24 protein-coding genes are annotated in these 26,973 nt (G+C 71.4%); 14 read left to right on the forward strand and 10 right to left on the reverse strand.

Annotated elements, in window-relative coordinates; all coding sequences use genetic code 11:
• The first annotated feature begins 241 nt into the window (after nucleotides 1-241).
• From BL253_RS11865 to BL253_RS11875, 3 genes are all read left to right on the forward strand, one after another.
• The gene (locus BL253_RS11865; protein WP_076816354.1) at nucleotides 242-724 is read left to right on the forward strand and encodes a Zn-ribbon domain-containing OB-fold protein; all 483 of its coding nucleotides are present in this window, start codon (nucleotides 242-244) and stop codon (nucleotides 722-724) included.
• A 5-nt stretch (nucleotides 725-729) separates the two neighbouring features.
• A complete protein-coding gene (locus BL253_RS11870; protein ID WP_076816356.1) occupies nucleotides 730-1,914 on the forward strand; it encodes a thiolase family protein in 1,185 nt (394 codons plus the stop codon).
• A gap of 101 nt (nucleotides 1,915-2,015) precedes the next feature.
• Nucleotides 2,016-2,834: an SDR family NAD(P)-dependent oxidoreductase gene (locus BL253_RS11875; protein ID WP_076816357.1), complete on the forward strand. Its 819-nt coding sequence runs from the start codon at nucleotides 2,016-2,018 to the stop codon at nucleotides 2,832-2,834.
• A gap of 113 nt (nucleotides 2,835-2,947) precedes the next feature.
• On the opposite strand, the gene BL253_RS11880 is transcribed toward BL253_RS11875, so the two are convergent.
• The 3 genes from BL253_RS11880 to BL253_RS11890 all read right to left on the reverse strand — a co-directional run bounded on the left by BL253_RS11880 (nucleotide 2,948) and on the right by BL253_RS11890 (nucleotide 6,463).
• On the reverse strand, nucleotides 2,948-4,417 hold the full coding sequence (locus BL253_RS11880) for a DHA2 family efflux MFS transporter permease subunit (RefSeq protein WP_076816561.1): 1,470 nt from the start codon (nucleotides 4,415-4,417) through the stop codon (nucleotides 2,948-2,950).
• 183 nt (nucleotides 4,418-4,600) lie between these two features.
• Nucleotides 4,601-5,230 (reverse strand): TetR/AcrR family transcriptional regulator, encoded by a 630-nt coding sequence (locus BL253_RS11885; RefSeq protein WP_076816359.1) that lies wholly within the window; start codon nucleotides 5,228-5,230, stop codon nucleotides 4,601-4,603.
• A 78-nt stretch (nucleotides 5,231-5,308) separates the two neighbouring features.
• Nucleotides 5,309-6,463, reverse strand: coding sequence for a thiolase family protein (locus BL253_RS11890; protein ID WP_076816361.1), 1,155 nt, complete (start codon nucleotides 6,461-6,463; stop codon nucleotides 5,309-5,311).
• Between the two features lie 386 nt (nucleotides 6,464-6,849).
• Between BL253_RS11890 and BL253_RS11895 the strand changes: the two genes are divergently transcribed.
• The 3 genes from BL253_RS11895 to BL253_RS11905 all read left to right on the forward strand — a co-directional run bounded on the left by BL253_RS11895 (nucleotide 6,850) and on the right by BL253_RS11905 (nucleotide 10,814).
• Entirely contained in the window at nucleotides 6,850-7,845 is a 996-nt protein-coding gene (locus tag BL253_RS11895; RefSeq protein ID WP_081438246.1) for an NAD(P)-dependent oxidoreductase, read from the forward strand.
• 270 nt (nucleotides 7,846-8,115) lie between these two features.
• The gene (locus BL253_RS11900) at nucleotides 8,116-9,330 is read left to right on the forward strand and encodes a CaiB/BaiF CoA transferase family protein (protein WP_076816365.1); all 1,215 of its coding nucleotides are present in this window, start codon (nucleotides 8,116-8,118) and stop codon (nucleotides 9,328-9,330) included.
• Entirely contained in the window at nucleotides 9,327-10,814 is a 1,488-nt protein-coding gene (locus BL253_RS11905; RefSeq protein ID WP_076816366.1) for a class I adenylate-forming enzyme family protein, read from the forward strand. Before BL253_RS11900 ends, BL253_RS11905 begins: the two co-directional genes overlap by 4 nt.
• Before the next feature lie 74 nt (nucleotides 10,815-10,888).
• On the opposite strand, the gene BL253_RS11910 is transcribed toward BL253_RS11905, so the two are convergent.
• The 3 genes from BL253_RS11910 to BL253_RS11920 form a co-directional block, all read right to left on the reverse strand.
• Nucleotides 10,889-11,365 carry a hypothetical protein gene (locus BL253_RS11910; protein WP_076816368.1) on the reverse strand — a complete coding sequence of 159 codons (477 nt, stop codon included), beginning with the start codon at nucleotides 11,363-11,365 and terminating at the stop codon, nucleotides 10,889-10,891.
• Between the two features lie 113 nt (nucleotides 11,366-11,478).
• Nucleotides 11,479-12,624: a thiolase family protein gene (locus BL253_RS11915; protein WP_076816370.1), complete on the reverse strand. Its 1,146-nt coding sequence runs from the start codon at nucleotides 12,622-12,624 to the stop codon at nucleotides 11,479-11,481.
• Nucleotides 12,625-12,634: 10 nt separating this feature from the next.
• Entirely contained in the window at nucleotides 12,635-13,075 is a 441-nt protein-coding gene (locus BL253_RS11920; RefSeq protein ID WP_076816372.1) for a Zn-ribbon domain-containing OB-fold protein, read from the reverse strand.
• Nucleotides 13,076-13,220: 145 nt separating this feature from the next.
• Between BL253_RS11920 and BL253_RS11925 the strand changes: the two genes are divergently transcribed.
• The gene (locus tag BL253_RS11925) at nucleotides 13,221-13,607 is read left to right on the forward strand and encodes a cupin domain-containing protein (protein ID WP_076816373.1); all 387 of its coding nucleotides are present in this window, start codon (nucleotides 13,221-13,223) and stop codon (nucleotides 13,605-13,607) included.
• Between the two features lie 111 nt (nucleotides 13,608-13,718).
• On the opposite strand, the gene BL253_RS11930 is transcribed toward BL253_RS11925, so the two are convergent.
• A complete protein-coding gene (locus tag BL253_RS11930; protein ID WP_241834728.1) occupies nucleotides 13,719-14,903 on the reverse strand; it encodes a cytochrome P450 in 1,185 nt (394 codons plus the stop codon).
• A gap of 201 nt (nucleotides 14,904-15,104) precedes the next feature.
• Nucleotides 15,105-16,091 (reverse strand): LLM class flavin-dependent oxidoreductase, encoded by a 987-nt coding sequence (locus BL253_RS11935; RefSeq protein WP_198946247.1) that lies wholly within the window; start codon nucleotides 16,089-16,091, stop codon nucleotides 15,105-15,107.
• A gap of 191 nt (nucleotides 16,092-16,282) precedes the next feature.
• Here BL253_RS11935 and BL253_RS11940 point away from each other — a divergent pair, with 191 nt between their 5' ends.
• From BL253_RS11940 to BL253_RS11950, 3 genes are all read left to right on the forward strand, one after another.
• Nucleotides 16,283-17,059 (forward strand): SDR family NAD(P)-dependent oxidoreductase, encoded by a 777-nt coding sequence (locus tag BL253_RS11940; RefSeq protein ID WP_076816377.1) that lies wholly within the window; start codon nucleotides 16,283-16,285, stop codon nucleotides 17,057-17,059.
• Nucleotides 17,060-17,066: 7 nt separating this feature from the next.
• Complete coding sequence (locus BL253_RS11945) at nucleotides 17,067-17,930, forward strand: acyl-CoA thioesterase (protein ID WP_076816378.1); 864 nt, start codon at nucleotides 17,067-17,069, stop codon at nucleotides 17,928-17,930.
• A 270-nt stretch (nucleotides 17,931-18,200) separates the two neighbouring features.
• The gene (locus BL253_RS11950) at nucleotides 18,201-19,379 is read left to right on the forward strand and encodes a thiolase family protein (RefSeq protein ID WP_076816380.1); all 1,179 of its coding nucleotides are present in this window, start codon (nucleotides 18,201-18,203) and stop codon (nucleotides 19,377-19,379) included.
• A gap of 141 nt (nucleotides 19,380-19,520) precedes the next feature.
• On the opposite strand, the gene BL253_RS11955 is transcribed toward BL253_RS11950, so the two are convergent.
• Both BL253_RS11955 and BL253_RS11960 read right to left on the reverse strand, forming a co-directional pair.
• On the reverse strand, nucleotides 19,521-20,300 hold the full coding sequence (locus tag BL253_RS11955; RefSeq protein ID WP_076816382.1) for an SDR family oxidoreductase: 780 nt from the start codon (nucleotides 20,298-20,300) through the stop codon (nucleotides 19,521-19,523).
• Between the two features lie 472 nt (nucleotides 20,301-20,772).
• The gene (locus BL253_RS11960; protein ID WP_076816383.1) at nucleotides 20,773-21,444 is read right to left on the reverse strand and encodes a TetR/AcrR family transcriptional regulator; all 672 of its coding nucleotides are present in this window, start codon (nucleotides 21,442-21,444) and stop codon (nucleotides 20,773-20,775) included.
• Between the two features lie 362 nt (nucleotides 21,445-21,806).
• Between BL253_RS11960 and BL253_RS11965 the strand changes: the two genes are divergently transcribed.
• From BL253_RS11965 to BL253_RS11980, 4 genes are all read left to right on the forward strand, one after another.
• Nucleotides 21,807-23,435 carry a thiolase C-terminal domain-containing protein gene (locus tag BL253_RS11965; protein ID WP_076816385.1) on the forward strand — a complete coding sequence of 543 codons (1,629 nt, stop codon included), beginning with the start codon at nucleotides 21,807-21,809 and terminating at the stop codon, nucleotides 23,433-23,435.
• Complete coding sequence (locus tag BL253_RS11970) at nucleotides 23,432-24,505, forward strand: NAD(P)H-dependent amine dehydrogenase family protein (RefSeq protein ID WP_076816387.1); 1,074 nt, start codon at nucleotides 23,432-23,434, stop codon at nucleotides 24,503-24,505. Before BL253_RS11965 ends, BL253_RS11970 begins: the two co-directional genes overlap by 4 nt.
• Nucleotides 24,506-24,783: 278 nt before the next feature.
• Nucleotides 24,784-25,983, forward strand: coding sequence for a cytochrome P450 (locus tag BL253_RS11975; RefSeq protein WP_076816389.1), 1,200 nt, complete (start codon nucleotides 24,784-24,786; stop codon nucleotides 25,981-25,983).
• Between the two features lie 121 nt (nucleotides 25,984-26,104).
• Complete coding sequence (locus BL253_RS11980) at nucleotides 26,105-26,845, forward strand: SDR family oxidoreductase (RefSeq protein ID WP_076816391.1); 741 nt, start codon at nucleotides 26,105-26,107, stop codon at nucleotides 26,843-26,845.
• Nucleotides 26,846-26,973: the final 128 nt, after the last annotated feature.

A 26,973-nucleotide genomic window follows, 5' to 3' on the forward strand; every position in this document is an offset into this window, starting at 1 on the left:
GTGGTCCAGCGGCTCTGTGCGGTTGCGGTCAAGCGGCTCTGTGGTGAGGCGCCGCCGGGCGGGCACACCCGGGCGAGACCGTGCCCGGGGCGCCGGCCGGGCGGGAATCCCGCGCGTGGACCGGCGGCTTGACGCTAGATTGCGAAGTGAGCGTACACTCCACAAGTCGTCCTCGCCACCGCTCCGACAGCTCCGACAGGCCGGACGACCAGGGCGGACCAGCACCGACCCGAGGGGACCCGTGACCGCGACCGTAGGCATACCGCCCGCCGTCACCGAGGAGACCGCCGCCTTCTGGGCGGCGGCGGCCGAGGGCCGCCTGCTCGTGGAGCGCTGCGCCGACTGCGGGGCCGAGTCGTTCCCGCCGTACGGGATGTGCCGATCCTGCCGGAGCCGGGTGGTGGAGCACGTCGAGATCACCGGGCGCGGCCACGTCTACAGCCTCACCGTCAACTACCAGCGTTGGATGCCCGGTCTCGAGGTTCCGTACGCGTTGGTCCTGGTCGAGTGGGCCGACCATCCGGGTGTGCGGGTGTTCGGCCGGCTGCGCGGCTGCCCGCCCGAGGACGCGGCGGTCGGGATGACCGTCGAGGTCGGTTTCGAGCCAGGACCGGGCGGCTACGCCGTTCCCAGCTTCGTCGCGGTAGCCGACGGCGCCTCCGGCACGGCAGGTACCGCCGGCACCGCCGGCATTGGCACTCGYCCCGACGACGGTGGGGAGTGAGCGGGATGGGCGGCGAGCTGTTCGAGCGGCGGGCGGTCATCTCCGGCGTCGGCCAGTCGGCGATCGGGCGCCAGGTCGACCGCTCCGGGTTCCAGCTGACGATCGACGCGATCCTCGCGGCGGTCGCGGACGCGGGGCTGACCCTCGACGACATCGACGGGCTCGCGATGTTCCCCGGCGGCGGCAAGGCCAACGTCCCCGGCTACGCCAACGGCGACCTCTACGAGATCCAGGACGCGCTGCGGGTCACGACATCCTGGCGACAAGGAATCGTCGAGGGGATGTGCCTGCCGTTCTACGGGCCGGCCATGGCCGTCGCGACCGGGCAGGCCCGCCACGTCGTCATCTGGCGCACGGTCAAGGAGGGCAGCGCGGCCCGCAACGCGGGCGGCCGCCCGGCGTACGGCTCGACGAACCCGACCGCGGCCGGGCCGCTGGCCTGGYTGCTGCCGGTCGGCGCGCTCTCGCCCGTCTGCCAGATCGCCCCGTACGCCACCCGGTACATGCACGAGTACGGCGTCACCCGCGAGCAGCTGGCCTGGATCCCGGTGACCCAGCGTGCACACGCCGCGCTCAACCCGGACGCGGTCTACCGCTCGCCGCTCACCGTCGACGACTACCTGGCGGCCCGGATGATCTCGACGCCGATCTGCCTGTACGACTGCGACGTCCCCGCCGACGGCGCCACCGCGATCGTCGTGTCCGCCGCTGAGACGGCAGCCGACCTGCGGGCGCCGGTCGCCATCGAGGCGATGGCCGGCGTCGTCGACGGGCGGCCGAGCTGGGAGCAGTGGGAGGACATGGGCCGAGTCGGCTACGCCACCGCGGCCGCGATGTGGGCGCGTACCGACCTGCGGCCGGCCGACGTCGACGTGGCCGAGATCTACGACGGCTTCGCCATCGAGGCCGTGTGGTGGCTGGAGGCGATGGGCTTCTGCGGGCGGGGGGAGGCCGGGGCGTTCGTCGAGGGCGGCAGGCGGATCGGGCTGGGCGGGGAGCTGCCGCTGAACACCTGGGGCGGTCAGCTCTCCGGTGGCCGGCTGCACGCCGCGTTCGGCCACACCGCGGAGGCGGTCCGCCAGCTGCGCGGTGAGTGCGGCGAGCGGCAGGTCACGGACGCGCGGGTCGCGGCCGTCACCAGCGTCGGCGGTTACGAGGCCGGCGCCGCGCTGCTCACCCGGATGCCGTAGGGCGGGCGCGGCGCGGCGCGGCGCGGGGCCGGCGACGGAGACGCCGGGCGGCGCGCAGCCGCCGTCCGGTTCGGGAGACATCGAGGAAGAGGAGCGGCAACATGGCCGGTCGGGTCGAGGGCAAGGTCGCGATCGTGACGGGGGCCGGCTCGACGCCCGGCCCGGGCGTCGGCACGGGCAAGGCCAGCGCGGTGGTGCTCGCGCGCGAGGGCGCGAGCGTGCTGCTCGTCGACCTGTTCGCGGACCGGGCCGAGGAGACCCGGAAGCTGATCGAGTCCGAGGGCGGCAAGGCGGAGGTCTTCGCCGGCGACTGCACCAGGGCGGCCACCTGCGAGGCGATGGTGAAGGCCGCCGTCGACGCGTTCGGGACCGTCGACATCCTCGTGAACAACATCGGCATGGCGTCGGTCGGCACGGTCGTCGACATCACCGAGGAGGCCTGGGACAAGGCGCTGGACATCAACCTGCGCACGATGTTCCTGGCCTGCAAGTACACGATCCCGGTGATGGCGGCCCAGGGCTCCGGCTCGGTCGTCAACATCGCGTCGATCTCCGGCCTGCGCGGCGACGGCACGATCGCCTACTCGGCCGCCAAGGGCGCGATGCTCGCGATGACCGTCGAGATGGCCTACGCCCACGGCCGCGAGGGCATCCGGGWCAACGCCATCGCCCCCGGCCACATCGTCACGCCGATGGTGCTGTCGATCCCCGGCCAGTCCTCCGACTATGTCGACACGCTGCGCAAGGAGGCCGGCCTGCTCGGCACCGAGGGCACCGGCTGGGACGTCGCCGCGGCGGTCGGCTTCCTCGCCAGCGACGACGCCCGCTGGGTCACCGGCGTCACGCTGCCCGTCGACTCCGGTGTCCTGACCGTCACCCCGCTGGCCATGGCCAGGCGCCTGCGCGCCATCCCCGACTAGCCTTCGGGCGCCCCGAGGGGCGCCTGGTGAGACAGGTCAGAGCCCCGTCCCGGATCTACCGGCACGGGGCTCTGACCTTCTCGGGCTCTGGATCCAAATACGCGGCGGGACTGTCAGGACTTGGCGGGCTCGAGGTCGAGGTCGAGGTGGAGGGCCGGGGCGGGTTCGGCGGCGTGGCCGTCGGCGAGCTCGGTGACGGTGGCTGCCCGGCGCCGGGGCACGAGCAGGGAGCCGAGCGCTCCGGCGCCGGTGACGGCCGCGCCGACGAGGAGGGCGACGTGCAGCCCGTGGGTGAAGTCGACGGCGCTGGCGTAGCCGCCGGCCGCGGCGAACACCGAGGCCAGAATCGCGATGCCGAACACCCCGCCGACCTCGCGGACGGCGTTGTTGGTCCCGGACGCGACGCCCTCGTACTCGGGCGGCACGGATCCCATGACCACGTTGGCGACGGGGACGAAGAACAGGGCCATGCCGATGCCGGCGATGACGAAGGCGGGCACCAGCGTCAGAAACGTCGTGTCGGGGGTCAGGTCGGCGCGCATCCACAGCAGCCCGCCGGTCATCATGGTCAGCCCGGCGATCATCAGCGGGCGCCCGCCGATGCGGTCGGACAGCGGACCGGCGATCGGCGCGACGAGCAGCGGCATCGCGGTCCAGGGCAGGGTGCGCAGCCCGGCGCCCAGGGGCGAGTAGCCCATGACGTTCTGCAGGTACTGGGAGAGCAGGAAGATCGAGCCGAACATCCCGAAGGAGAAGAAGACCGAGACGGCGTTGACCGCGGCGAACCCCCGCCTGCGGAACAGGCTCAGCGGCAGCATCGGGGCGCCTCCGGTCCGCTCGGTCCGCAGCTCCCAGGCGACGAAGGCGGCGAGCCCCGCCACGCCGGCGACGATCGCTCCGAGGACGCCGGCGCTGGTCCAGCCGTGGTCCTGGCCGCGGACCAGGCCGAGGACGATCCCGAACAGACCCAGGCTGACCAGGACGGTGCCGGCGACGTCCAGCCGGCTGGAAGCCTCGCGGCTCTCGGTGAGGCGGGCGAACGCCAGCGGGATCGCGGCGAGGCCGAGCGGCACGTTCAGCCAGAAGATCCACTGCCAGGCGGCGCCCTGGGTGATGGCCCCGCCGACGAGCGGTCCCAGCGCGATGGCCAGGCCGGACACGGCGCCCCAGACACCGAGGGCGGCGCCCCGGCGCGCAGGGGGGACCGCGGCCGACAGCAGGGTCATCGACAGGGGCAGCACGATCGCCCCGCCCACGCCCTGCACCGCCCTGGCGGCGATGAGAGCGCCGACGCTCGGCGCCAGCGCGGCGGCGGCGCTGGCCACGGTGAAGATCGACAGACCGATGGCGAAGAGGCGGCGGCGGCCGAGGCGGTCGCCCAGTGCCGCGGCGGGCAGCAGGAGGACGGCGAACGTCAGGGTGTAGGCGTTCACCGTCCATTCCAGCTCGGCCAGGCTGGCGTGCAGGCCCTCGCGGATCGACGGCAGCGCCATCGTGACCACCAGGTTGTCCAGGGAGGTCATGAACGCGGCGATGCACGTGACCACGAAGGTCCAGGTGAGACGGCTCCGGTCGGTGGTCATCGGTTTCCCTTCGAGGTAGTGATTGACCACTAGCTTGTGCTGGCGCAAAGAAGCGCATGCTGCTCAGCGAAGGTGCGTGTGGGAGCGGAACCCCTGACGGGAGCGGGCCCGGGTAACGACTGTCGATCTATGCCCGAGAGACGACTGGGCGCTTCTTACTCCGGCGGGAGACGATCCTGATGTTCAGTCGACATCGGCATCGGGCTCCGGCTCGCCGGCCGAGCCCATGAAGCCTCTGGCGAGGGCTTCCTTGGTGGCCTTCATGTCCGAATCGGGCCCGTCGGGCGGGCAGATGATCTGGGCCCAGCGCTCGTCGACGGCCGGCAGGTCCATGGCCGCGGAGACGTTGCAGAGCATCCCCATGGCGAAGAACGCGCGCAGCACGTTGACGTCCAGGCCGGCGAGGCGCTCGACGGTGTACCACAGGTCGCGGAACCCTCGCCGGGTCACGACCCGGATGTCCGGGTCGCCGCAGGCCGCGTACGCCTGCATCTGCATCAGCAGGTAGCTGGACTCGGCCAGCAGGCCGTTGTAGGCCTTGGCCATGGCGGTCAGGGCCTCCTCGCCGGTCAGCTCGCCCGCCGCGCTCTCGAACGTGGTGACCGTCCGGGCGAACGTCTCCTTCACCGCCGCCAGGAACAGGCCCTTCTTCGAGCCGAACAGCCGGAACAAATACGGCTGGGAGATACCGACCGCCGCGGCGATCGCCTCGGTCGACGTGCCCTCCAGGCCGCCCCGGGCGAACTCCGTCACGGCCGCCGCGAGCACCGACGCGCGGCGCTCGTCCGCAGTCTGCCTCGTCCCTGTAGCCATGCCTCGAAGTTAGTGTCCAATCACTTCCCCGTCAACTGTATTTTTGGTTCGCTCCGTGCCCGCACGGAGCGAACCGCGTTACAGCAGTTCGAGGATGGTGGCGTTGGCCTGGCCGCCGCCCTCGCACATGGTCTGCAGGCCGTACCGGATCCCGTTGTCCCGCATGTGGTTGACCAGCGTCGTCATGATCCGGGCACCGGAGCCGCCCAGCGGGTGGCCCAGCGCGATCGCGCCGCCGTTCGGGTTCAGCGCCTTCGCGTCGGCGCCGATGTCGGCGAGCCAGGCGAGCGGGACCGGGGCGAACGCCTCGTTCACCTCGAACGCGCCGATGTCGCCCAGTCCCAGGCCTGAGCGCGCGAGGACCTTCTGCGTCGCCGGGATCGGCGCGGTCAGCATGATGACCGGGTCCGAGCCGGCGAGTGCGACGCTGTGAACCCGGGCGATGGGGGTGAGCCCCAGCTCGGCGGCCTTCTCGCTGGTCATGATCAGCAGCGCGGCCGAGCCGTCGGAGATCTGCGAGGAGTTGCCGGCGGTGATCACGCCGCCCTCCTCGGCCGGCTTGAAGACCGTCTTCAACTTGGCCAGGCCCTCGACGGTGCCGCCGCGGCGGATGCCCTCGTCCCGGCTGATGACGGTGCCGTCGGCCAGCGTCACCGGCACGATCTGCGCGTCGAAACGGCCGTCGTCCTGCGCGGCGGCGGCCTTCTCGTGCGAGGCGATCGAGAACTCGTCGCACTGGGTGCGCGACAGGCCCCAGCGCTCGGCGATCATCTCCGCGCCGACGCCCTGGTTCGGGAAGACGCCGTCGTACCGGGCCAGGTACCGCTCGCCGAGGGGGGACTTGTCGAGCAGCGAGGTGCCCATCGGCACCCGGGACATCGACTCGACGCCGCCCGCGATGACGATGTCGTAGTGGCCGGCGACCACCCCGGCGGCGGCGAAGTGCACGGCCTGCTGGGACGAGCCGCACTGCCGGTCGACGGTGACCCCGGTGACGGTCTCCGGGAAGCCGGCGGCCAGCGCCGCGTTGCGGCCGATGTCGAAGGTCTGCTCACCGACCTGGCCGACGCAGCCCCACACGACGTCCTCGACCAGCGCCGGGTCCACGCCCGCCCGCTCCACCAGGGCGGCGAGCACGAGCGCCGAGAGATCGGTCGGGTGCACGCCCGAGAGCCCGCCGTTGCGCTTGCCGACCGGTGTCCGGACGGCCTCCACGATCACCGCGTCACGCATGCCAGCCGCTCCCGTCGCCGTACTGGGGGTTGTCTCTTGTTACACCGTAGTGACAGTCGGCACCGCGGTCGCCTGATCCGCCGCCGGGACTGGTCGGTTCACCCCGCCTGGACGCATACCGGCGCGGTGCCGGATGCCGGCGCGGTGCCGGCCGGGCGGGTGGGCCTCTCTGGCCGTCCTGGTAGCGATATCAATAAGTAAACGTACACTCACTTGCTGTGGGCGGCATCCCGCCCCGGACGGGGCGGGCGGGCGCGGCGGCCCGTTGGTGGACCCCGCGGCGAGCCGAGCGGGCCCGTGGCCAGGCTGGCGGCTCGCGGCTCGCGGCTCGCGGGCCGGTTCCGGCCCGGTGGTGCCGTGGCCATGGACTATTAGGGTGGTGAGACGTGTCTGACTCCGCCTCGTCCTCTTCCGCCTCGTCTCCTTCCGAGGCGGTGGCCTCCGCGCCGCCCGCCGCGGTCTCGCCGTCGTCGACCCGCGTCGGGTGGATCGGCACCGGCGTCATGGGGGCCGCCATGGCCGGGCACCTGCGGCGTGCCGGCTACCCGCTCACCGTGACCACCAGGACTCGGGAGCGCGCCAAGGGGCTGCTCGACGAGGGCGCGACCTGGGCCGACACCCCGGCCGGGGTCGCCGCGGTCAGCGACGTGGTGTTCTCGATGGTCGGGTTCCCCGAGGACGTGCGCGAGGTGCTGCTCGGGCCGGAGGGGGCGCTCGGCGGCGCCCGGCCGGGCGCGGTCCTGGTGGACATGACGACCAGTGAGCCCGCGCTCGCCATCGAGGTCGCCGAGGCGGCCGCCGCGCGCGGCGCGCACGCGCTGGACGCGCCGGTCTCCGGTGGCGACGTCGGCGCCCGCGGCGCCACTCTGTCGATCATGGTCGGCGGCCCGGCGGACGTCGTCGAGGCGGTTCGCCCGTGCCTCGACGTGATGGGGAAGTCGATCATCCGGCAGGGCGGCGCCGGCACCGGGCAGCACACGAAGATGGTCAACCAGATCCTGATCGCGTCCACGATGGTCGGCGTGACCGAGGCGCTGCTCTACGCCTACCGCTCGGGCCTGGACGTCGAGCGGGTGCTCGAGTCCGTCTCGGGCGGGGCGGCGGGCAGCTGGTCGCTGTCGAACCTCGCGCCCAGGATCGTCGCCGGCGACTTCGCCCCGGGGTTCTTCGTCGATCATTTCGTCAAGGACCTGGGCATCGCCCTCGCCGAGGCCCGGCGTGCCCGTCTCGCCCTGCCGGGCCTCGCCCTCGCGAGCCAGCTTTACGTCGCCCTGCAGGGCCAGGGTCGAGGCCGCGACGGCACCCAGTCGCTCGTCCACGCGCTCGCGGCCCTGTCCGGCCAGTCCTTCCCGCCGTCGGCGGCTCCTGGGCCGGCTTCCTGAACCGGCCTCCGAGCCTGAACCGGCCTCCGAGCCTGAACCGGCCTCCGAGCCTGAACCGGCCTCCGAGCCTGAACCGGCCTCCGAGCCTGAACCGGCCTCCGAGTCCGCGTCCGTGACCGATGATGGCCCTGTGACGTCGGGTTCGTGACGTTAAGTAATTAGGCGGCGACCGGTGCTGTGCTTGCGCGGGCGGGTCGGGCCCGGGAGTATGAGTTGACGCTGATGTTAGAACCCCGGCCGGCGCCGGCCGTGTGCGACTGGAGGCACTGGATGACCGCGGTGATGCAGGGCGTGCGGATCCTCGAGGTCGCGGAGCACACGTTCGTCCCCGCGGCGTCCGCGCTGTTAGCGGACCTGGGTGCCGACGTCATCAAGATCGAGCATGTCGAGCGGGGCGACGCGATGCGCGGCCTCGCCAGCTCCGGCACGGTCAGCATCCCCATGAACGTCCACGTGCTGTTCGAGCACTCGAACCGGGGGAAGCGCAGCCTCGCGCTCGACCTGACCTCGCCCGAGGGCCTCGACATCGTCTACAAGCTGGCCGCCACCTCGGACGTCTTCCTCACCAACAAGCTACCGCGGGTCCGCAAGAAGCTGAAGATCGAGCTCGACGACATCCGCGCGCAGAACCCGAACATCATCTACACGAGTGGCACCGGCCAGGGCGAGCGCGGTCCGGAGGCCGACCGCGGCGCGTACGACTTCCTCGCCTTCTGGCAGCGTGCCGGCGTCGCCATGGGAGCCACCCCGTCCGACTCGGACACCCTGGTCGGCCCGCCCGCGCCTGGCTTCGGCGACTCGATCGGGGCGATGACCATCGCCGGTGGGATCATGGGCGCCCTCTTCCACCGCGAGCGCACCGGCGAGGCGACGACCGTGGACGTCTCGCTGCTGAGCACCGGCATGTGGGCCATGGGTCAGGCGCTCGCCCTTTCGGTGCTCACGAAGACGCCTTGGCAGGGTCCGCCGTCGGGCCATCGGAGCAACCCGCTGGTCGGCAGTTACCGGACCAAGGACGGGCGCTGGCTCGGCTTCTCCTGCCTGCAGGCGGGGCACTACTGGCCCGAGGCGTGCGCCAAGCTGGGCCGCCCCGAGCTGGCGACCGACCCGCGCTTCGCCGACCACGCGTCCCTGATGGAGAACAGGGTCGAGGCGAGCGAGATCCTCGCCGCGGAGTTCGCGACCCGCCCGGTCGAGGAATGGCGGGAGCGGTTCGCGGACTTCTCCGGGCAGTGGACGGTCGTCCAGAGCACGCTGGAGGCCGCGACCGACCCGCAGAGCGTGGCGAACGGCTACGTCCAGGACCTTGAGAACGCCGCCGGGACCCCGTTCCAGATGACCGCCGTCCCGGCGCAGTTCGGCGGCGAGCCGGCGCCGACGCGGCGGGCGCCCGAGTTCAACGAGCACGCCGACGAGGTCCTCGGTGAGCTCGGCCTGGACTTCGAGGCGGTGCTGGACCTGAAGCTGCGCGGCATCGTCGCATGAGCACGGCCGCCGCTGAGGTCATCCCGGTCAGCATCGGCGGCCGGATTCGCCAGCTCGGCGCCGAGCAGCCCGACGTCCCCGCGTTATGGTGCGTCGCGCTCGACGGGGCGGAGTCCTCGTTCACCTGGGAGTGGCTGGACCGGCGGTCGAGCCAGATCGCCGGGGCGTTCGGGGCGCGCGGCGTCGGCGTGGGAGACCGCGTCAGCCTTGGGCTGCGCAACTCGCCGCAGATGGTGGTGGCGGCGTTCGCGGCGTGGAAGGTCGGGGCCGTGCCGGTGCCGGTGCGCTGGGACGTGCCGGACTGGGAGCTCGCCCGGGTCCTGGAGGTCATCGCTCCCAAGGTCCACCTGAGCGCGGCGGACCTCGACTGGATCGACGCCACCGCGGGCGACCCGGTGCCGGACCTGCCCGAGGTCACCGCTCCGCATCTGCAGGGCATCTGCAGCAGCGGGTCGACGGGCCTGCCGAAGGTGATCGTCAACGAGCGGCCGGCGATCTACGACGCCCGGATGGCGATCCCGGTGGTCGCCGCCTGGCGGACCGTGGCCCCGACCCAGACGGTCCTGGTGATGGCGCCGATGTACCACGCCAACGGGTTCACCACGCTGTACAACCTGCTCGCCGGCGACCGGCTGATCGTGCTGACGAAGTTCGACGCGGCCAAGGCCGTCGACGCGATCGAGCGCCACAAGATCTCACAGTTCACCGCGGCGCCCACCATGCTTCAGCGGATCGCCGACCTTCCCGGCGTCGACGCCCGCGACTTCTCCAGCATCGAGTGGATCACGCAGGGCGCGGCGCCGATGCCGCCGTCGCTGGTGCACCGCTGGGCGAAGCTGATCGGCCCGGAGAAGATCTTCATGATCTACGGAATGACCGAGGGGCTCGGCTTCACGGCGCTGTTCGGCGACGAGTGGATGGGTCGCCAGGGCAGCGTCGGGCGCGGCATCCGCGGCACCGAGGTCCGGATCCTCGACCCGGCGGGCGACGAGCTGCCGACCGGGGAGATCGGCGACGTCTACCTGCGTAGCGGCGCTGGCCTCAACAGCGTCGGCGGTTACCACTACCTCGGCGCCGCCCCCCGGATGCGCACCACCGAGGACGGCTTCGCCACCGCCGGCGACATGGGCCACCTCGACGAGGACGGCTACCTCTACCTCGCCGACCGGCGCGTGGACATGATCATCACGGGCGGCGCGAACGTGTTCCCCGCCGAGGTCGAGGCGGCGCTCATCGACCACCCGGCCATCGCCGACATCGTCGTCATCGGCCTGCGCGACGAGGAGTGGGGCCGACGGGTACACGCCCTGGTCGAGCCCGCCGACAAGGCGAACCCGCCGGCCGAGACCGAGCTCATCGCCTACGCGAAGAGCCGCCTGACGACGTACAAGGTCCCGAAGACGATCGAGTTCCTCGACGCCATCCCACGCAGCGAGGCGACGAAGGTCAACCGGGGCGCCCTCGTCGCCGCGCGCGGCGGCTGAGCCGAGCCGACGACATCCCGCCGGTCTCGCCGGTCCCGCCAGCGGGACCGGCGGCGTGACCCGGGTGCGGCTGGTTACCCCGAGATCCCGATGCCCTCGTAGCTTCCCAGCATCTCCGGGTCCGGCAGGGCCATCTGCAGGTAGACGGACAGGTGGGTGATCTTTCCTGCCTCGTCGAAGTCATAGACCGTGGCCGAGTTGACGACGCTGGTGTGGTCGCCGACCCGGCTGCGTTCCTCCAGCTCCAGGAGCACGACCCCGCCGGCCTCGGTGATCCGCCGGAACGAGCACTCCCACTCGGAGGTGCTGGCCCAGGCCGTCAGGAAGGCGGCGTACTCGGGCCAGCTCATGACCTCTTTGAAGTTGCCGACCCGCTCGAACTCCGCCACGTTGACCAGCGCGGCGACGGGTGCCCAGCTGTCGACGGTGAACCCGGGCTGCTTGGCCGCGTCGACCATTGTCTTCATGAGTCGCGAGTACTCCAGGACGACGCGCGATCGGCCGGTGTAGTCACCGATGACCTCGTCGACGTCGCGTAAGGCGAGCGCCATGGTTTCTCCACTGATTGGTCGAGGAACGAACGCACCGCACCGCCCCCCTGCCGACGGCGCGACGCCTGGCCCGGAGCATTCCGGGCCAGGCGTCGAGGGAGGGGACAGGGGGGTCAGGTGGACAGGATGGCGACGCCGGCGGTGCCGGGAGCGCCGTAGAGCTGGCCGTAGCCGACCCGCGGGCTGCCCGGGACCTGGCGGTCGCCGGCGGTGCCGCGCAGCTGCCTGGTCAGCTCGTAGACCTGGCGGAGGCCGGAGGCGCCGATCGGCTCGCCGTTGGCGATGAGGCCGCCGTCGGTGTTGACCGGGAGGCTGCCGCCGATCTCGGTGGCGCCCTCGGCGTACAGGCGCTCCTGCTCGCCGTCCTTGCACAGGCCGTTCTCGGCCAGGTGGATCACCTCGGCGCCCGCGTCGGTGTCCTGCAGCTGCGCGACGTCGACGTCCTCGGGCCCGATGCCGGCCATCTCGTAGGCGGCCCGGGAGGCGTAGACGGTCGGGGCCTCGTCCCGCTCCAGCGGCAGCCACGGGCTGTGGACCTCGAACGCGCCGAGCCTGCGGGTCCGCACGACGGAGGCCTTCAGGTAGATCGGGTTGCTGGTGTACTTGTGCGCGGCGCTGGCCTTGCACAGGATGACGGCCGCCGCGCCCTCGTCCGGCGAGCAGAACATGTACTGCGTCAGCGGGTCGTTCACCATCCGTGCGCCGAGGATCTGCTCCTCGGTCATGGGGGTGCGCCGGAACGCCTCCGGGCTGATCGCGCCGTTGCGGTAGTTCTTGGCCGCGACCTTCGCCAGCGTCGCCGGGCTGATGCCATGGTCGTACATGTACCGCTGGATCTTCATGGCGAAGAACTTCGGCGTGAGGAACAGGCCGGTCTCGCCGTACCAGGCCGGTAGTCCGTACTCCTCCGAGTAGGAGGCGAAGGCGCCGGTCGGGTGCTTGTCCATGCCGATCGCGATACCGAGGTCGTACTCGCCGAGACGGATCGTGTTGGCCGCCTGGGTGAGCGCGCTCGCCGCGGTCGCGCAGCCGTTGTAGACGTCGGTGATCGGAATTCCGGTCAGGCCGAGGAAATTGACGACCGCATCCGGGTTGTCGACCTCGAAGCTGCCCGCGAAGCCGAACTGGATCTGCTTCCATTCCAGGCCGGCGTCGGCGAGTGCCGTGCGCACCGCCGCCGCGCCGAGGTGAATGGCGCTCTGGCCGGGGAACCGGCCGAAGGGGGTCCTGCCGACTCCGATGATCGCGACATCGTCCATGGCGGCCGCCTCAGCTCTTCTCGACGGACTGGGGGACGGGACGGAAGGCGTACGTCAGCACCTCGGTGCCGTCGGCGTCCGTGGCGAAGGGGACGACGGCCAGCTCCATCTCCTGGCCGATCTCCAGCGGCTCGTCGACACCCACCGTGAGCCGGGCCTCGATCCGGGCCTCCGGGAGCTCGATGTAGCCGACCCCGTAGCCGACGAAGTCAGCCGCCGGCTCGGTGCCGAGGTAGGGCGGGTTCTTCGGCTGGAACCGCTGCCGGGTCCACGTCCACAGCGTGCCCCGCGTGGACAGCCGGGTCTCGGCGACGTCCAGGGAGCCGCACTTCGGGCAGTTCGGGTAGGCGGGGAACGCGATCAGGCCACAGGCCTGGYACTTCGACCCGATGAGCCGGGGCTCGTCCGACGGCCAGTCGAACAGGCCTTCCGCGACGACGCGCTGAGCCAAGGTCGCCCCCTTCGTCAAATTTGATACCGGCGTCAGTATTTGGCGCCGGCGTCAGTATAAGGAGGCCTTCGGGCGTCCACCACCGTTGTGGAGATCCTCTCCAGCTGGTCGGGCCAGCCCTGTCGCTCGCTGAAATTATGTCGCCATGCCCGAACCGATCGATCGTCTGCGCGCGCCCCACCACATCTGGGGCGAGGTGTCCGACGGGTGGCGGCTGGTCGACCAGCCCGGCCTGTCCGTAGTGGAGGAGCGCGTCCCGGCGGGTGCGGGTGAGGAATGGCATGTCCATGCCAGGGCACGTCAGTTCTTCTACGTGACCGAAGGCGAGGCGGTCATGCGCACGGCCGAGGGCGACGTCGCGCTGGCCCCTGGCAGGGGCACCGAGATACCTGCCGGGCTGCCGCACCAGATCTTCAACCAGGGGCCGGGCGACGTCCGGTTCCTCGTGATCAGTGCGCCGAGCACCCGTGGCGATCGCGCGGCTGTGGCGCCCCCACCGCCGCGAGGCGAGGGGCCCACGGGAACCGACTGACCCCCGGGCCGCCGCTCGGCAACGCTGACGAGCGGCGGGGTCGGGGGGGCGGCGGTGCTGGCGGGCGAGCCGGGCCGGGCCGGCCGCCAGCACCACCCGGCGGGGCGGGGCTCAGAGCAGGATCGGCAGCTTCTCGTAGCCGCGCACGGTGCTGGTGTGCAGCCGGTGCACGTTGTCGTGGTCGATCTCCCAGGTCGGGAACCGCTTCAGGACCTCCTCCAGCGCGACCCGGCCCTCCATCCGGGCGAGCGAGGCGCCGAGGCAGAAGTGCGGGCCGTGGCCGAAGGAGACGTGGCTGTCGAACTTGCGGCGGATGTCGTACGTGTCCGGGTCGGCGTACTTGCGCTCGTCCCGGTTGGYCGCGGCGGTCAGCAGCAGCACCTTGGAGTGCTCCGGGATCGTGACCCCGTGCATCTCCAGCTCGCGGGTGGTCGTGCGGCCCTGCACGGGGGAGGGGGCCTCGAACCGCAGCGTCTCCTCGACGGCGCCCGGGAGCAGCGACGGGTCCGCGGCGAGCGCGGCGCGCTGGTCGGGGTGCTCGGCGAGCAGGGACGCGGCCCAGCCAAGGAGGCGGGCGACGGTCTCGGTGCCGGCGGAGACGAGCAGGTTGGTGAAGTCGGTCGCCTCTTTGGTGGTCAGCTTGCGGGTGCCGTCCGTGGTCTTGATCTCGGCCTCGGTCAGCGCGGTCATGACGTCGTCGCGCGGCGCCTTGCGGCGGGCCTCGATCGTCGCGCCGAAGATCTCGTGCAGCTGGATCTGGGCCCCGAAGGAGATGTCGTTGACCATCCCCTTCTCCGGGTCGATGTAGAAGGTCTTGTCGATCAGCTTCCGGACCTCCTCGCGGTCCGCCGGTTCGACGCCGATCAGCTCGGAGATGACCATCGACGGCAGGATCGCGGAGAAGTCCTGGACGAAGTCGAAGCCGCCGCTGCCGACGTGCTGGTCGAGCAGCTGGGCGCACAGCGTGCGGATGTGGCTCTCCAGTGCGGCGATCCGGCGCGGGGTGAAGCCGCGGGACACCAGCACGCGCATCATCGTGTGCGACGGCGGGTCCGTGAAGATGATCATGCCGTTGTCATACGGCTGGTCACCCATGATCTCGAGCACGGTGCCGTAGGCGGAGCTGAAGGTCGCCGGGTCGAGGCTCGCGTCGTCGACGTCCTTGAACCGGGACAGCGCGTAGAAGTCGAACTTCTCGTTCCGGTAGACCGGCACCTCGTCGCGCATCCGGTGCCACACCGGATACGGGTTGGTGTCGATCACCGTGTCGTACGGGTCCCAGTACAGTTCCGTCACGTCCGCGACCTTCATTCGGGAGACAAACCGGATTCGGCTGACAGCGGCAGCGCCCCATTGCGGCGCTGCCGCCGTCCGGCAGGTGTCGTCGGCGAGCGGCCGTCAGCCTGGGCCGGGCCGCGCCAACCTGCTGACGCCGAGTTGCCGGGCCTGTCCTGACGCGCTCCCTCGACACCACTATGGCACAGAGTGCCGCATTCCTCAGAGCTTGGGGATGACCTCGTTCTCCAGCAGCCGCAGGCTCCCCCAGGCGATCTCCGGCGGGATGCCGCCCATCAGCGGATTGATGACGCACAGTGCGAACGGGCCCTGCGCGCGCAGCTCCTCGGTGAGCTCGGCCGGGGTGAGTACCCGGTACTGGCCGGTCGAGCGCAGCGCCTCGGTGGACTCGGCCGAGGCGTAGACGCTGGTCGCGGTGCCGCTGCCGCCGGACGTGAGCCAGGCCCYGTACGCGTTCGACTCGTGCAGGGCGTGCGGCGCGATCTGCGCCCAGCCGGCCTCGACGTCCTGCGCCAGATGGAAGAAGGAGCCGGAGCGCCCGCCGAAGCGCGGGCCGGGGTCGGGACGGCCGAGCCTGACGAGCTCGTCGCGGTAGTGGTCCCAGGTGGCGCCGTCGGTCGGGGTGAAGCCGATGTCGAGGCGTGCCGCCCGCCGGGCCGCGCCCTCGGAGCTCCCGCCCATGGTGATCGCCGGGCCACCGGGGGAGAAGGCGGCCGGCGTGACCCGCACCGTGCGGCCGCGGTACTCGAACGGCTCACCGGTCCAGGCCTGGCGCAGAGTCTGGATGACCTCCGTGACCCGCTTGGCGCGCTCCTTGGGAGAGATGCCGAACATCTCGAACTCGGCGGGTACGTAGCCGCCGCCCAGCACCAGCTCGAGCCGCCCCCTGGACAGGTGGTCGAGGACGGCTGTGTCYTCGGCGAGGCGCAGCGGGTCGTGGAACGGCGCGATCAGCGCCGCGATCATGATCTTTATCTTGCTGGTCCTCGCGGCGACAGCGGCCGCTATGGTCAGCGGACTGGGTAGATAGCCGTCCTCGGCGCCGTGGTGCTCGGAGAGACCTACGCTGTGGAAGCCCAGCCGATCGGCCCACGCCGCCATCTCTAAGGCGGCTTCGTAGCGCTCGGCCATGGATGTCCCGGCGATGGCCGGGTTGCGGAAGTCGAACCGCATTGTGAAGATCGCCACGTGGCTGCTCCCATCTGTGGCGGCCGTCACATCCACCGACCGTCACGGGGCGTGAGTGTACCAACATTGACGTCGGCGTCAGTAATGTCTGTGGGTCGAGCAGTGAACGAAATCTCGGGGACAGTGGCCGCCGGGCGCGTGAAGGAAGATCATCCTCGCGCGCCCTCTGGCCTTCTAGAAGGGTTGGAAACGTGGACCTGAACGGACGCGTGGCGATCGTGACCGGCGGCGGCGGCGGTCTCGGCGCGGCGACGGTGCGCCATCTCGTTGGTCTTGGCATGAAGGTCGTGATCTTCGACAAGTTCGGTGACGCGGCGGAGGCTGTGGCCAAGGAGTTCGACGAGGGGCAGACCACCGCTGTCGGCGGCGACACGACGGTCGACGAGGACGTGCAGGCCGCGATCGCGGCGGCTAAGGCGCTGGGCACCGTGGTGCTGCTGGTGAACGTCGCCGGCGGCGGCGTCGGCGGCGGGCGGACCGTCGGGCGGGGTAACAAGCCGCACGACAAGGACGCGTTCATCGCCACGATCGACATGAACGTGAACGGCACCTTCAACATGACCCGCCTCGTCGTCGCGGGCGCCTTCGGCGACAACGAGCCGGACGAGTCGGGCCAGYGTGGCGTCGTCGTCAACGTCGGCTCGATCGCCGGCCTGGAGGGCCAGGCGGGCCAGGTCTCCTACGGCTCGGCGAAGGCCGCGATCCTGGGCATGACGCTGCCGATGGCGCGCGACCTCGCGCCGATCGGTGTCCGGGTGTGCGCCATCGCCCCCGGCACCATGGGCACGCCCAAGATGATGGGCATCCGGCCGGAGATGCTGGAGATCCTTACCAAGGACATCCAGTTCCCGAAGCGGCTGGGCCGGCCGGAGGAGTTCGCGCTGCTGGTCGAGTCGATCGCCCGTAACCCGTACCTGAACGGCGAGAACATCCGGCTCGACGGCGCGCTGCGCTTCCCGCCCAAGTAGGCGGTACGTGTTCACCGTCGACGCGGTCCTTGGTTCGCTGGCGTTGGAGCCGGCGGGCGAGGACCGCTACACCGCGGGCAGCGTCGCCTCGCCCAACCCGGTCGTCTTCGGCGGGCAACTGCTCGCCCAGTCGATCGCGGCCGCGCTCGCCGGCCAGGACGGAAAGACGGTCAAGACCCTTCACACGGTCTTCGCCCGCGCCGGCCGGCCGGACACTCCGCTTGATGTCGCCGTGGCGCGGCTGCACTCGGGGCGCAGCATGGCCAGCAGCGCGGTGACCATCAGTCAGGGCGGCAAGGTCATCGCCCAGTCGACCGTCCTGCTCTCGGCGGATGATCCCGACTTCATCCGGCACGCGGACGCCGCGCCTGCCCATGAGCCGCCGAAGCCGGGGGACGTCGTGGGCGCCGGCCATGGGGAGGGCTCGACCGGCGAGCCGGGTGCCTGGCAGGTCCGGGTCGTCGGCGACGTCGACATCAGCGACCCGGACGCCGTCGGGCCGGCGGAGCTGGACGTCTGGACGCGCTGGCCCGGTGCCCCCGACGACCCGCTGTCCGGCCAGGCACTGCTCGCGTTCGTCACCGACGGCTTCCTCATCGGGACGGCCATGCGCCCGCATCCCGGCGTGGGGCAGGCACAGTCGCATCGCACGATCTCGACGAGCGTGCTGTCGCACACGATCACCTTCCACGAGCCGGTGCCCGCCGGCGACTGGCTGTTGCTCGCGCAGCGCAGCCCCTACGCGGGCCGGGGTCGTGGCTACGGCCGCGGTGACGTCTTCACGACCGATGGCGGACTGGTGGCCTCATTCGTGCAGGACAGCATGATCCGCCCGATGGCGCCCTCGCCGGCCGGCGGCCACCGCCTCTGATCCAGAGGACTCAGGCCCTTCGCTCATGAGCCGCCTGGCCCATAAACGAAGGCCCTGAACGGCCCACGAGCTGTCCTGGGCGGCCGCGAACGGTGACGCCGCCGGAGCCGGCCGGCTCCGGCGGCGTCGATCGGGGCACGAGGGGCCGTATGGGCCTAGTCTTGACATCGACGTCGAAATTTCTAAGCATGGGCCCGCACCGCCGCACGCCAACCCGACCGAACGCTGTGGGCCCCCGTTCCGCCATGCCTGAGAAGGAGCGCTGTTGACGTGCACGAAGCGGTGATTGTTTCGACAGCCCGGACGCCGGTGGGCACCGCGATCAAGGGTTCCCTGCTCGACGTCGACGCGTTCGAGCTGGCGACGCTGGTGGTCGGCGAGGCCGTCCGCCGCGCCGGCATCGACCCGGCGGTCGTCGACGACGTCGTCCTCGGCGAGGCCCTGTACGGCGGCGGCGACATCGCCCGGTACGCGGCGATCGAGGCGGGCCTCGTCAACGCCCCTGGCGTCGCCCACAACCGGCACTGCGCGTCCGGGATGGCCGCGATCCAGACCGCCGCCGCCTCGATCATGACCGGCATGGACCGGGTGGTCATCGCCGGCGGCACGAACTCCTCGTCCACGTCGCCCCGCTCCAGGCGCCGCAAGCCGGGCACCGACGACGTCGAGGACTGGTACTCGCCCACCCACCGCAACACGCCCGAGGCCCCGAACTACGACATGTCGGTCACGGTCGGCTGGAACGCCGCCGTGGCGACGGGCCTGACCCGCGAGGACCTGGACGCCTGGGCGCTGCGGTCACACCAGCGCGCGGTCGCGGGCATCGACGCGGGCGCGTTCAAGGAGGAGATCGTCCCGGTCGAGGTGACCCGCCGCGACGGCACGGCCTTCTCCTTCGACACCGACGAGCACCCGCGCCGGGACACGAGCATGGAGAGGCTCGCCCGGCTCAAGGTGCTGCACCCGGAGATCGAGGGCTTCAGCATCACGGCCGGCAACGCGTCCGGCTCGAACGACGGCGCCGGCGCGGTGGTGCTCACCTCGCGCGAGTTCGCCGAGGCGAACGGGCTCGAGCCGCTCGCGGTCATCCGTGCCTGGGCCTCCGTCGGCGTCCCGCCGGCCGAGACCGGTCTCGCGCCGGTGAAGGCGATCCCGAAGGTCCTCGACCGCGCCGGCCTGTCCATTCAGGACATCGCCCTCTGGGAGATCAACGAGGCGTTCGCGTCGGTGCCGGCCGCCGCCTGCCAGCTGCTGGGGATCGACGACGAGATCGTCAACTACCTCGGCAGCGGCTGCAGCCTCGGCCACCCGATCGCGATGACGGGTGCCCGCCAGGTCATCTCGCTGACCCACGAGCTGCGCCGGCGCGGCGGCGGCAAGGCCGTGTCCGCGATGTGCGCGGGCGGCGGCATCGCCAGCGCCATGGTCATCGAGGTCCCGGCCGCCTGATCCCGGCGGCGCGTGGCCAGCGCGCGTAAAGCACGCGAAGAACGGCCGCCAGGTTCAACCTGGCGGCCGTTCTTCGCGTGCTCGCGGGGAGAGGGAGGAGAGACCGGTCCGGCCGGGCAGCCTTCGGGGCCGCCCCGGGGCTCAGGAGCTCTCGGGCTGGGTGGGTACGTGTATCGGGAGCGGCTGCGAGCGGCGCGCGTCGACGACGACCGACTTGAGCGCGGCGCCGCTGCTGACGACGGTGTGCACCACGTTGATCAGGTCCTCGATCTGGACGAAGTCGGCGTTGACGTAGTCCCGCTGGAACCAGATCGGGTGCACCGCGCCCGCGAGCTCAGGGTCCCAGCTCATCGGGAACTCGGTGCTGGAGCCGCCCTCGCCGCCGACGCAGTTGCCGACCGTGACCCGGGTGAAGCCGATGGTCGGGTACTCGACCCGGTACGCCTCGATCAGCTTGTCCAGCGCGGCCTTGCTGACCGCGTAGGACCCGAGGCCGGGCCACGGCTCGGTGACCGAGCCGGCGATGGACGACAGGTAGGCGACGACGCCCTTCGTCTCGGTCAGGTACGGGATCGCCGCCGCGGTGACGTGGGCGGCGCCGATGACGTTGGTGTCGAACACGTGGTGCCAGTCGGCGCTGTCGGTGTCGACCAGGCGCTTGAGGACGCCGATGCCGGTGGCGTAGACGACCGAGTCGATGCCGCCCAGCGTGGCCGCGGCCTCCTCAACCGCCGCCCTGACGGACGTCTGGTCGGTGACGTCGCAGGAGACCGCGACCGCGCCGGCGCCCGCCTCCGCGACCGCGTCGTCCAGCCGGTCCTTGCGCCGGGCGAGCAGCGCGACCTGCTGGCCGCGCTGGGCGAGGGCGATCCCGATGGCGCGCCCTAACCCGCTGGAGGCGCCGACCACAACTGTTCGCATCGTGTACCCACCTTCGATGGTGATGTCGTCGAGGTTGATGCCGTGTGGCGACAGCGGTTCCCGGGTCCGCGGGGACCCTGGGCGCCGGCCGGGCCATGCCGCGGCGCCCGGTTCGTGGGCTTCCTGGCCAGCTCGGCAGCCGGGTAGCCCGCGGGGGACCGGTCGGTCGTCAGCGTTGCCCCGCCTCGACGCCCAAGACGTGATTTTGGTGGAGGTCGGCGGAGCAGCGTAATTGTACGACGTTGACGTCAGAGTCGGAATTATCAGGCCAGCCTGGGACGGGGCGCTCGATCATGGGCGCTCCGTGCCGGCGAGGCCGTCTCGGTGGGTGCGCGCCGTCCATAGGCGAGATCGTCAGTGAGGCCGCGGAAGGGGCTGGGGGCGTCGAGGGTGAGCCCCTGGTGGCGTCAGGTGGTGGTCCCGTCCCCGGATCCTGCCCGGTGTGCCCGCCCGACGGAGCCGGTCGCCGACGTTATTCGGCGGCGCCCGCCCCCGCCGGCCTCTCGCGCAGGTTCAGCGCGTTCAGGAAAAGGTGCGTCAGCTGCTCGACGCCGTCGTCGAAATCCGGCTGGAAAAGACCCTGAACGAGCCACATCTCCGCGAAGCGGGTCACCATCGCCCCCAGCGCCGAGGCGGCGATCGCCGGATTGATAGTGGGGTCGATCCAGCCCTTTCGCTGGAGCTGCGCGATCGAGTTCGAGACGCGCTCGCGGTCGTGCTGCTCGTGCTCGAAACGCATCATGTTGAGATGCGTGTCGTGACGGCAGACCTGCTCGATGACGCCGATGATCTTGGCTTCCCGCCGGTAGTCCTCCAGGAACCGGCGGTTGCCGGCGCGGATGCGTTCCTGCGGGGACGCGGTGGAGGACGGATCGAAGATCGCGGTGCTCAGCGGGGCGTGCAGCAGATCCGAGAGCGCCATGGCGACCTCGCGGAAGATCTGTTCCTTGGAGTCGAAGTAGTGGTAAAAGGAGCCGTGTGACAGGCCGGCGCGCTCGGCGATGTCGGAGATGCGCGCCTCCAGGAAGCCGTCCTCCTCGAACACCGCCTTGGCCGCCCCGAGCAGTCTGGCTCTGGTGGCGACGCCCTTGCGTGAGCGCGGACCGTTTGGTTTTTCGCGGTCGGCCGGCACTGCCGTCGCCAATGCCCGCTCCTGTTCTGCTTCCACTCCGCCGGCCGAAAGCGGYCGGCGGAAGGCCGATGATGGTGGCGCCTCCCCGTCGGGTCACCGTACCGGTAGGTGGCGATACGGGTAGGTAATGATACCGATGGGCAGTGATAACCGGTTCTAGTCTACGTGTGATCGCCTGGCGAGTGATGTTGTCGCGCCCCGTGACCTCCCCGTGTCGGGGCGTCCGGACCTCATGGCTGTTTCGACGTCGACGTTGAAAACGTGGTACCACTCACGAGGCAACCCCGTAACCTCGCACGCCCTCCCGCCTGCCACGACGCGACTGGCCCGCCCGGCGTCCACGGCCGGCGGTCCTCAGTCGACAAGGAGCCGCGATGCCGCCTCTCCCCGCGCTGGTCCCGGCGACCGAGTGGTTCTGGAAGTCCGGCGCCGACGGCATCCTGCGCATCCAGGGCTGCGACGACTGCGGCACGCTCGTGCACCCCCCGGTCCCGGTCTGTCCCTCGTGCCGGAGCGGCGCCGTCTCGCCGAAGGAGGTGTCGGGCCGGGCCAGCGTCGTCGGCTACACCGTCAACGTCCAGCAGTGGCTGCCCGACATGAAGCCGCCGTACGCGGTCGCCGTGGTCGCGATCGAGGAGAGCGACGACGTCCGCCTGACCACCAACATCGTCGGCTGTGAGCCCGCCGAGGTGCACATCGGTCAGCGGGTCCGGGTCACCTTCGAGCAGCGCGAGGACGTCTGGCTGCCGCTGTTCGAGCCGACCGGCGAGCCCGACGAGACCCGGGACAGGGTCGGCGAGCCGAACCTGCCCGCGCCGCGCGCGCCCCTGTCGCCCCGGCGCTTCGAGCACGACGCCGTCCTCAGCGGCATCGGCCGCTCGAGGATCGGGCGCCGGCTCATGGTCAACCCGCTGTCGCTGACGACCGACGCGTGCCTGAAGGCGATCGCCGACGCGGGGCTCACCCCCGAGGACATCGACGGCCTGTCGACCTACCCCGGCGTGTCCGCCATGGGAATGAGCGAGGGCGGTGTCACCTCGGTGGAGGAGGCGCTGCGCCTGCGCCCGACCTGGATCAACGGCGGCGGCGACCTGCCCGGTCAGACGGGCGCGATCGTGCAGGCGATGCTCGCGGTGTCGGCCGGCCTGTGCCGGCACGTGCTGTGCTTCCGGACCGTGTGGGAGTCCACCTACCGTGAGCTGCGCCTTGGCGGGATGCCCGGCCGGGCCACCGGCCTGAACACCGAGTGGCGCCACCCGTTCGGCGCCATCTCGGCGGCGAGCTGGATCGCCATGCAGGCCAGCCAGTACATGCACCGCTACGGAGCCTCCCGGGAGATGCTCGCGGCGATCGCGCTCAACGGCCGCGCGAACGCCGCCCGCAACCCGGAGGCGATCTACCGGGCCCCGATGACCATGGACGACTACATGTCGGCCCGCCTCGTCTCGACGCCGTTCGGCCTCTACGACTGCGACGTCCCCTGCGACGGCGCCGTCGCCGTCATCGTCTCGGCCGCCGACGCCGCGCCGGACCTGCCGAAGCCGGCCATCAAGGTCGAGGCCGTCGGCACGCAGATCAACGAACGGATCTCCTGGGACCAGGGCACGATGACGCACGAGCCAGTGGTGCTCGGCCCGGCCGCGCACCTGTGGACCCGCACCGACCTGACTCCCGCCGACGTCGACCTCGCCTGCCTGTACGACGGCTTCACCTTCAACGCGATCTCCTGGCTCGAGGGGCTGGGCTTCTGCGGCTTCGGCGAGGCGCAGGACTGGCTGGACAAGGGCCGGCGGATCGCCCTGGACGGCGACCTGCCGCTCAATCCGCACGGCGGCCAGCTCTCCGAGGGCCGGCTRCACGGTTTTGGATTCCTGTACGAAGCGATCACCCAGCTGCGCCACGAGGCCGGCCCCCGCCAGGTCGCCGACGCCCGCACCGCGGTCGTCTCCACCGGCGGCGGCGCGCCCGGCGGCGCGTTCCTTCTCAGGAGGGCAGACTCATGACAACGACGTCCAGCGACACCGCGTTACCGCAGGCCCCGCTCCGCGTCGTCCAGTGGGCGACCGGCAACATCGGCACCCGCTCCCTGCGCTCGATCATCGAGCACCCCGGCCTGGAGCTCGTCGGGCTCCTCGTCTACAGCGACGCGAAGGCCGGCAAGGACGCCGGCGAGCTCGCCGGGCTCGGCACGACGACCGGCGTCACCGCGACCACGAGCGTGGACGAGATCGTTGCCCTCGGCGCCGACTGCGTCGTCTACATGCCCGCCACCCTCAACGCCGACGAGGTGTGCCGGCTGCTGGAGTCCGGGGCGAACATCGTCACCACCCGCGGCGAGTTCCACCGCCCCGTCAGCATGGAGCCCGCGCTGCGGGCCCGGGTCGAGAAGGCGTGCGCGGCCGGCAACACGTCGATCCACAGCACCGGCTCCAGCCCGGGGTTCATCTCCGAGGCGATCCCGCTGGTGATGTCCTCGATGCAGCGCCGGCTCGACCGGCTCGTCATCAACGAGTACGCGAACATGTGCAAGCGCGACTCGCCCGACATGATCTTCAACCTGATGGGCTACGGGCAGCCGCCGACGGCGTTCGACGACCGGCGGGCGGCGTACCTGGCGGAGGCCTTCGGACCGTCGATGTCGATGTTCGCCGACGCGATCGGCGCCCCCCTGGAGGAGATCACCGCCTCCGGCAAGGTGGCCGTCGCGAGCCGGGACATCGAGATCGCCGCCGGGACGATCGCCGCCGGGACGGTGGCCGCGCAGCGCATCACGGTGACGGGCCTGCGCGGTGGCACGCCGTTCCTGGAATTCAACGCGAACTGGTTCTGCTCCACCGAGCTGGACCCGGCCTGGGAGCTCGCGATCGACAACGGCTGGCGGGTGACCGTCGAGGGGGACGCCCCGTTCGACATCACCCTGCGCTTCCCGCTCAGCCTTGACGAGATGGGGGCGATGACGCCCGGCTACACCGCGCATCGGCCGGTCAACGCCATCCCGGTCGTGGTCGCGGCGCCGCCCGGCATCCGCACGACCGTCGACCTGCCGCAGATCATCGGTACCCACCTGCGCTGACGACCGAGCGGACCTTCCGGCCGGACCGGCCGCGCCCCGCGGGGCGCGGCCGGTCCGGCCGGTGGCCGCGGTCCCGCGGGTGCGCGGCCGGCGGGACCGGACAGGTCTTGACATCTCTGGCGGAGCGGTAGAACGTGCGTGCACCATCCTGACAGTGTTCAAATGCGGGTGACGCCAGGCGAGCCCGCCTCCACTGCTCGCCGCGCCTGCCGCCCGCCGCCGAGGCGGCGGATGGATCGCGAACAACCGCGCTAGACGCGATGAACCCAAGGACTGTGATGACGCCGACAGCCGTGGCTGACCTGTACTGGGACCCCTTCGACAAGACGATCGACCTCGACCCGTACCCGATCTGGCAGCGGATGCGGGACGAGTCGCCCGTCTACCGCAACGAGCGGTACGACTTCTGGGCGCTTCCCCGCCACGCCGACGTCGACGACGCCCACCGCGACGCGGCGACGTTCAGCTCCGCGTACGGCACCGTCCTGGAGATCATGACTCCGGTGCCGATGCCGCCGGCCTTCCTGATCTTCTCCGACCCGCCGATCCACAACACCCTGCGGGTCCTGGTCTCCCGGGCCTTCACGCCGCGGCGGATCTCCGCGCTGGAAGGCACCATCCGCGAGCTGTGCGCCGAGATGCTCGACCCACAGGTCGGCGGCGGCGGCTTCGACTACGTCCAGGACTTCGGCGCGCAGCTTCCGTCGAAGGTCATCTCCGCGTTCATCGGCGTCGACCCGGCGGACCGCGAGGAGATCCGCAAGACGATCGACAAGACGTTCCACCACGACGAGAACTCCGGCATGAGCAACGAGATCTCGCGCGCCGCGACCGAGAAGCTCAAGGCCTACTGGCGGGACCAGATCGAGATCCGGCGCCAGGCCCCGCGCGATGACATGATCACGAGCCTGGCCGAGGCCGAGATCAAGACCGAGGACGGTCCGCGCCGCCTCACCACCGAGCAGGCCTCGACCATCGCGCAGGAGATCGTCAGCGCCGGCACGGAGACCGTGGCCCGCCTGCTCGGCTGGTTCGGCTCGGTGCTCGCCGACCACCCCGACCAGCGCGCCGAGCTCGTCGCCGATCCCGGCCTCGCGCCGAGAGTCGTCGAGGAGCTGATGCGCTACGAGGCGCCGTCGCCGGTCCAGGGCCGGATGACCACCCGCGAGGTCGAGCTGCACGGGGTGACGATCCCGGCGATGTCGAAGGTGCTGCTGCTCACCGGGTCCGCTGCGCGTGACCCGCGCAGGTACACCGACCCGGACCGGTTCGACCTGCACCGCACGTTCGACAGCCACCTCTCGTTCGGCCACGGCATCCACTTCTGCCTCGGCGCCAGCCTCGCCCGCCTCGAGGGCCGGATCGCCATCGAGGAGACGGTCCGCCGCTTCCCTGAGTGGGGCATCGACCGCGACCGCGCCGTCCGACTGCACACCAGCACCGTCCGCGGCTACGAGAAACTGCCGTTCGTCCTCTGACCGCCGACGCCGGCGCGGCCACCGGGTCCCGGGCCGCGGCCGGCCGCACTCGTGGCATCTCGGGGCCCAACCGGGCACGTCCGGCCGCTGCGCGCGGCCGGCGGCCGAGAAGGGAGACCTGGTGAAGGCTGTGGTGGTCGGGGCGTCGAGTGGGCTCGGGAGATGCATCGGCGTCGACCTGGGCCGCCGCGGCGACCAGGTGGCGCTGTTGGCGCGCCGCCGCGAACGGCTGGTGGACGCGGCGAAGGAGGCGGGCCCCGGCACGCTCGCCATCGCCTGCGACGTGACCGACGAGGCGAGCTGCCAGGCGGCCGTCGAGGAGGCCGCGGCCGGCCTCGGCGGCATCGACGCCGTCATCTACAGCGCCGGTGTCGGCCCGCTGTCCCCGGTCGAGCAGGTCGGCGCGGCCACGTGGCGGCGCGCCTTCGACACGAACGTGACCGGGGCGGCCCTCGTCACCGCGGCCGCGCTGCCCCACCTGAAGGCCTCCGGCGGGGTCGCGGCGTACCTGTCCTCGATCAGCGCGTCCCTCACTCCCGTGTGGCCGGGGTTCGCCGCCTACGCGGTCAGCAAGGCGGCCCTCGACAAGCTCGTCGAGGCCTACCGTGTCGAGCATCCCGATGTCGGCTTCACCCGCGTCGTCGTCGGTGACTGCGCCGGCGGCGATGGGCCCAGCCAGAGCGAGTTCCCCGCCGACTGGGACTTCGACTACATGGCGAAGGTCCGGCCGCTGTGGGTGAGCCGCGGCTACCAGACCGGCGCCCTGCTCGAGGTCGACGAGCTGCTGCGCGTCCTCGACGGTGTCCTGCGCTGCCGCGGCAGCATCCCCACGGTCACGGTCATGCCCCGCCAGCGAGCCTGACCCTCGGCCCAGCGCCGGCCGCGGTTCGACGGCCTAACGGTCGCATCTGGCGGGCCTCTGCCGCGATTCTGGATGGCGTCGGCCCCACCGGGCAGGGCGGCGGGGGGTCGGCGGTGAGGAGAGCGCAT

The sequence above is a fragment of the Pseudofrankia asymbiotica genome, assembly GCF_001983105.1.
GTDB classification, from domain to species: domain Bacteria; phylum Actinomycetota; class Actinomycetes; order Frankiales; family Frankiaceae; genus Pseudofrankia; species Pseudofrankia asymbiotica.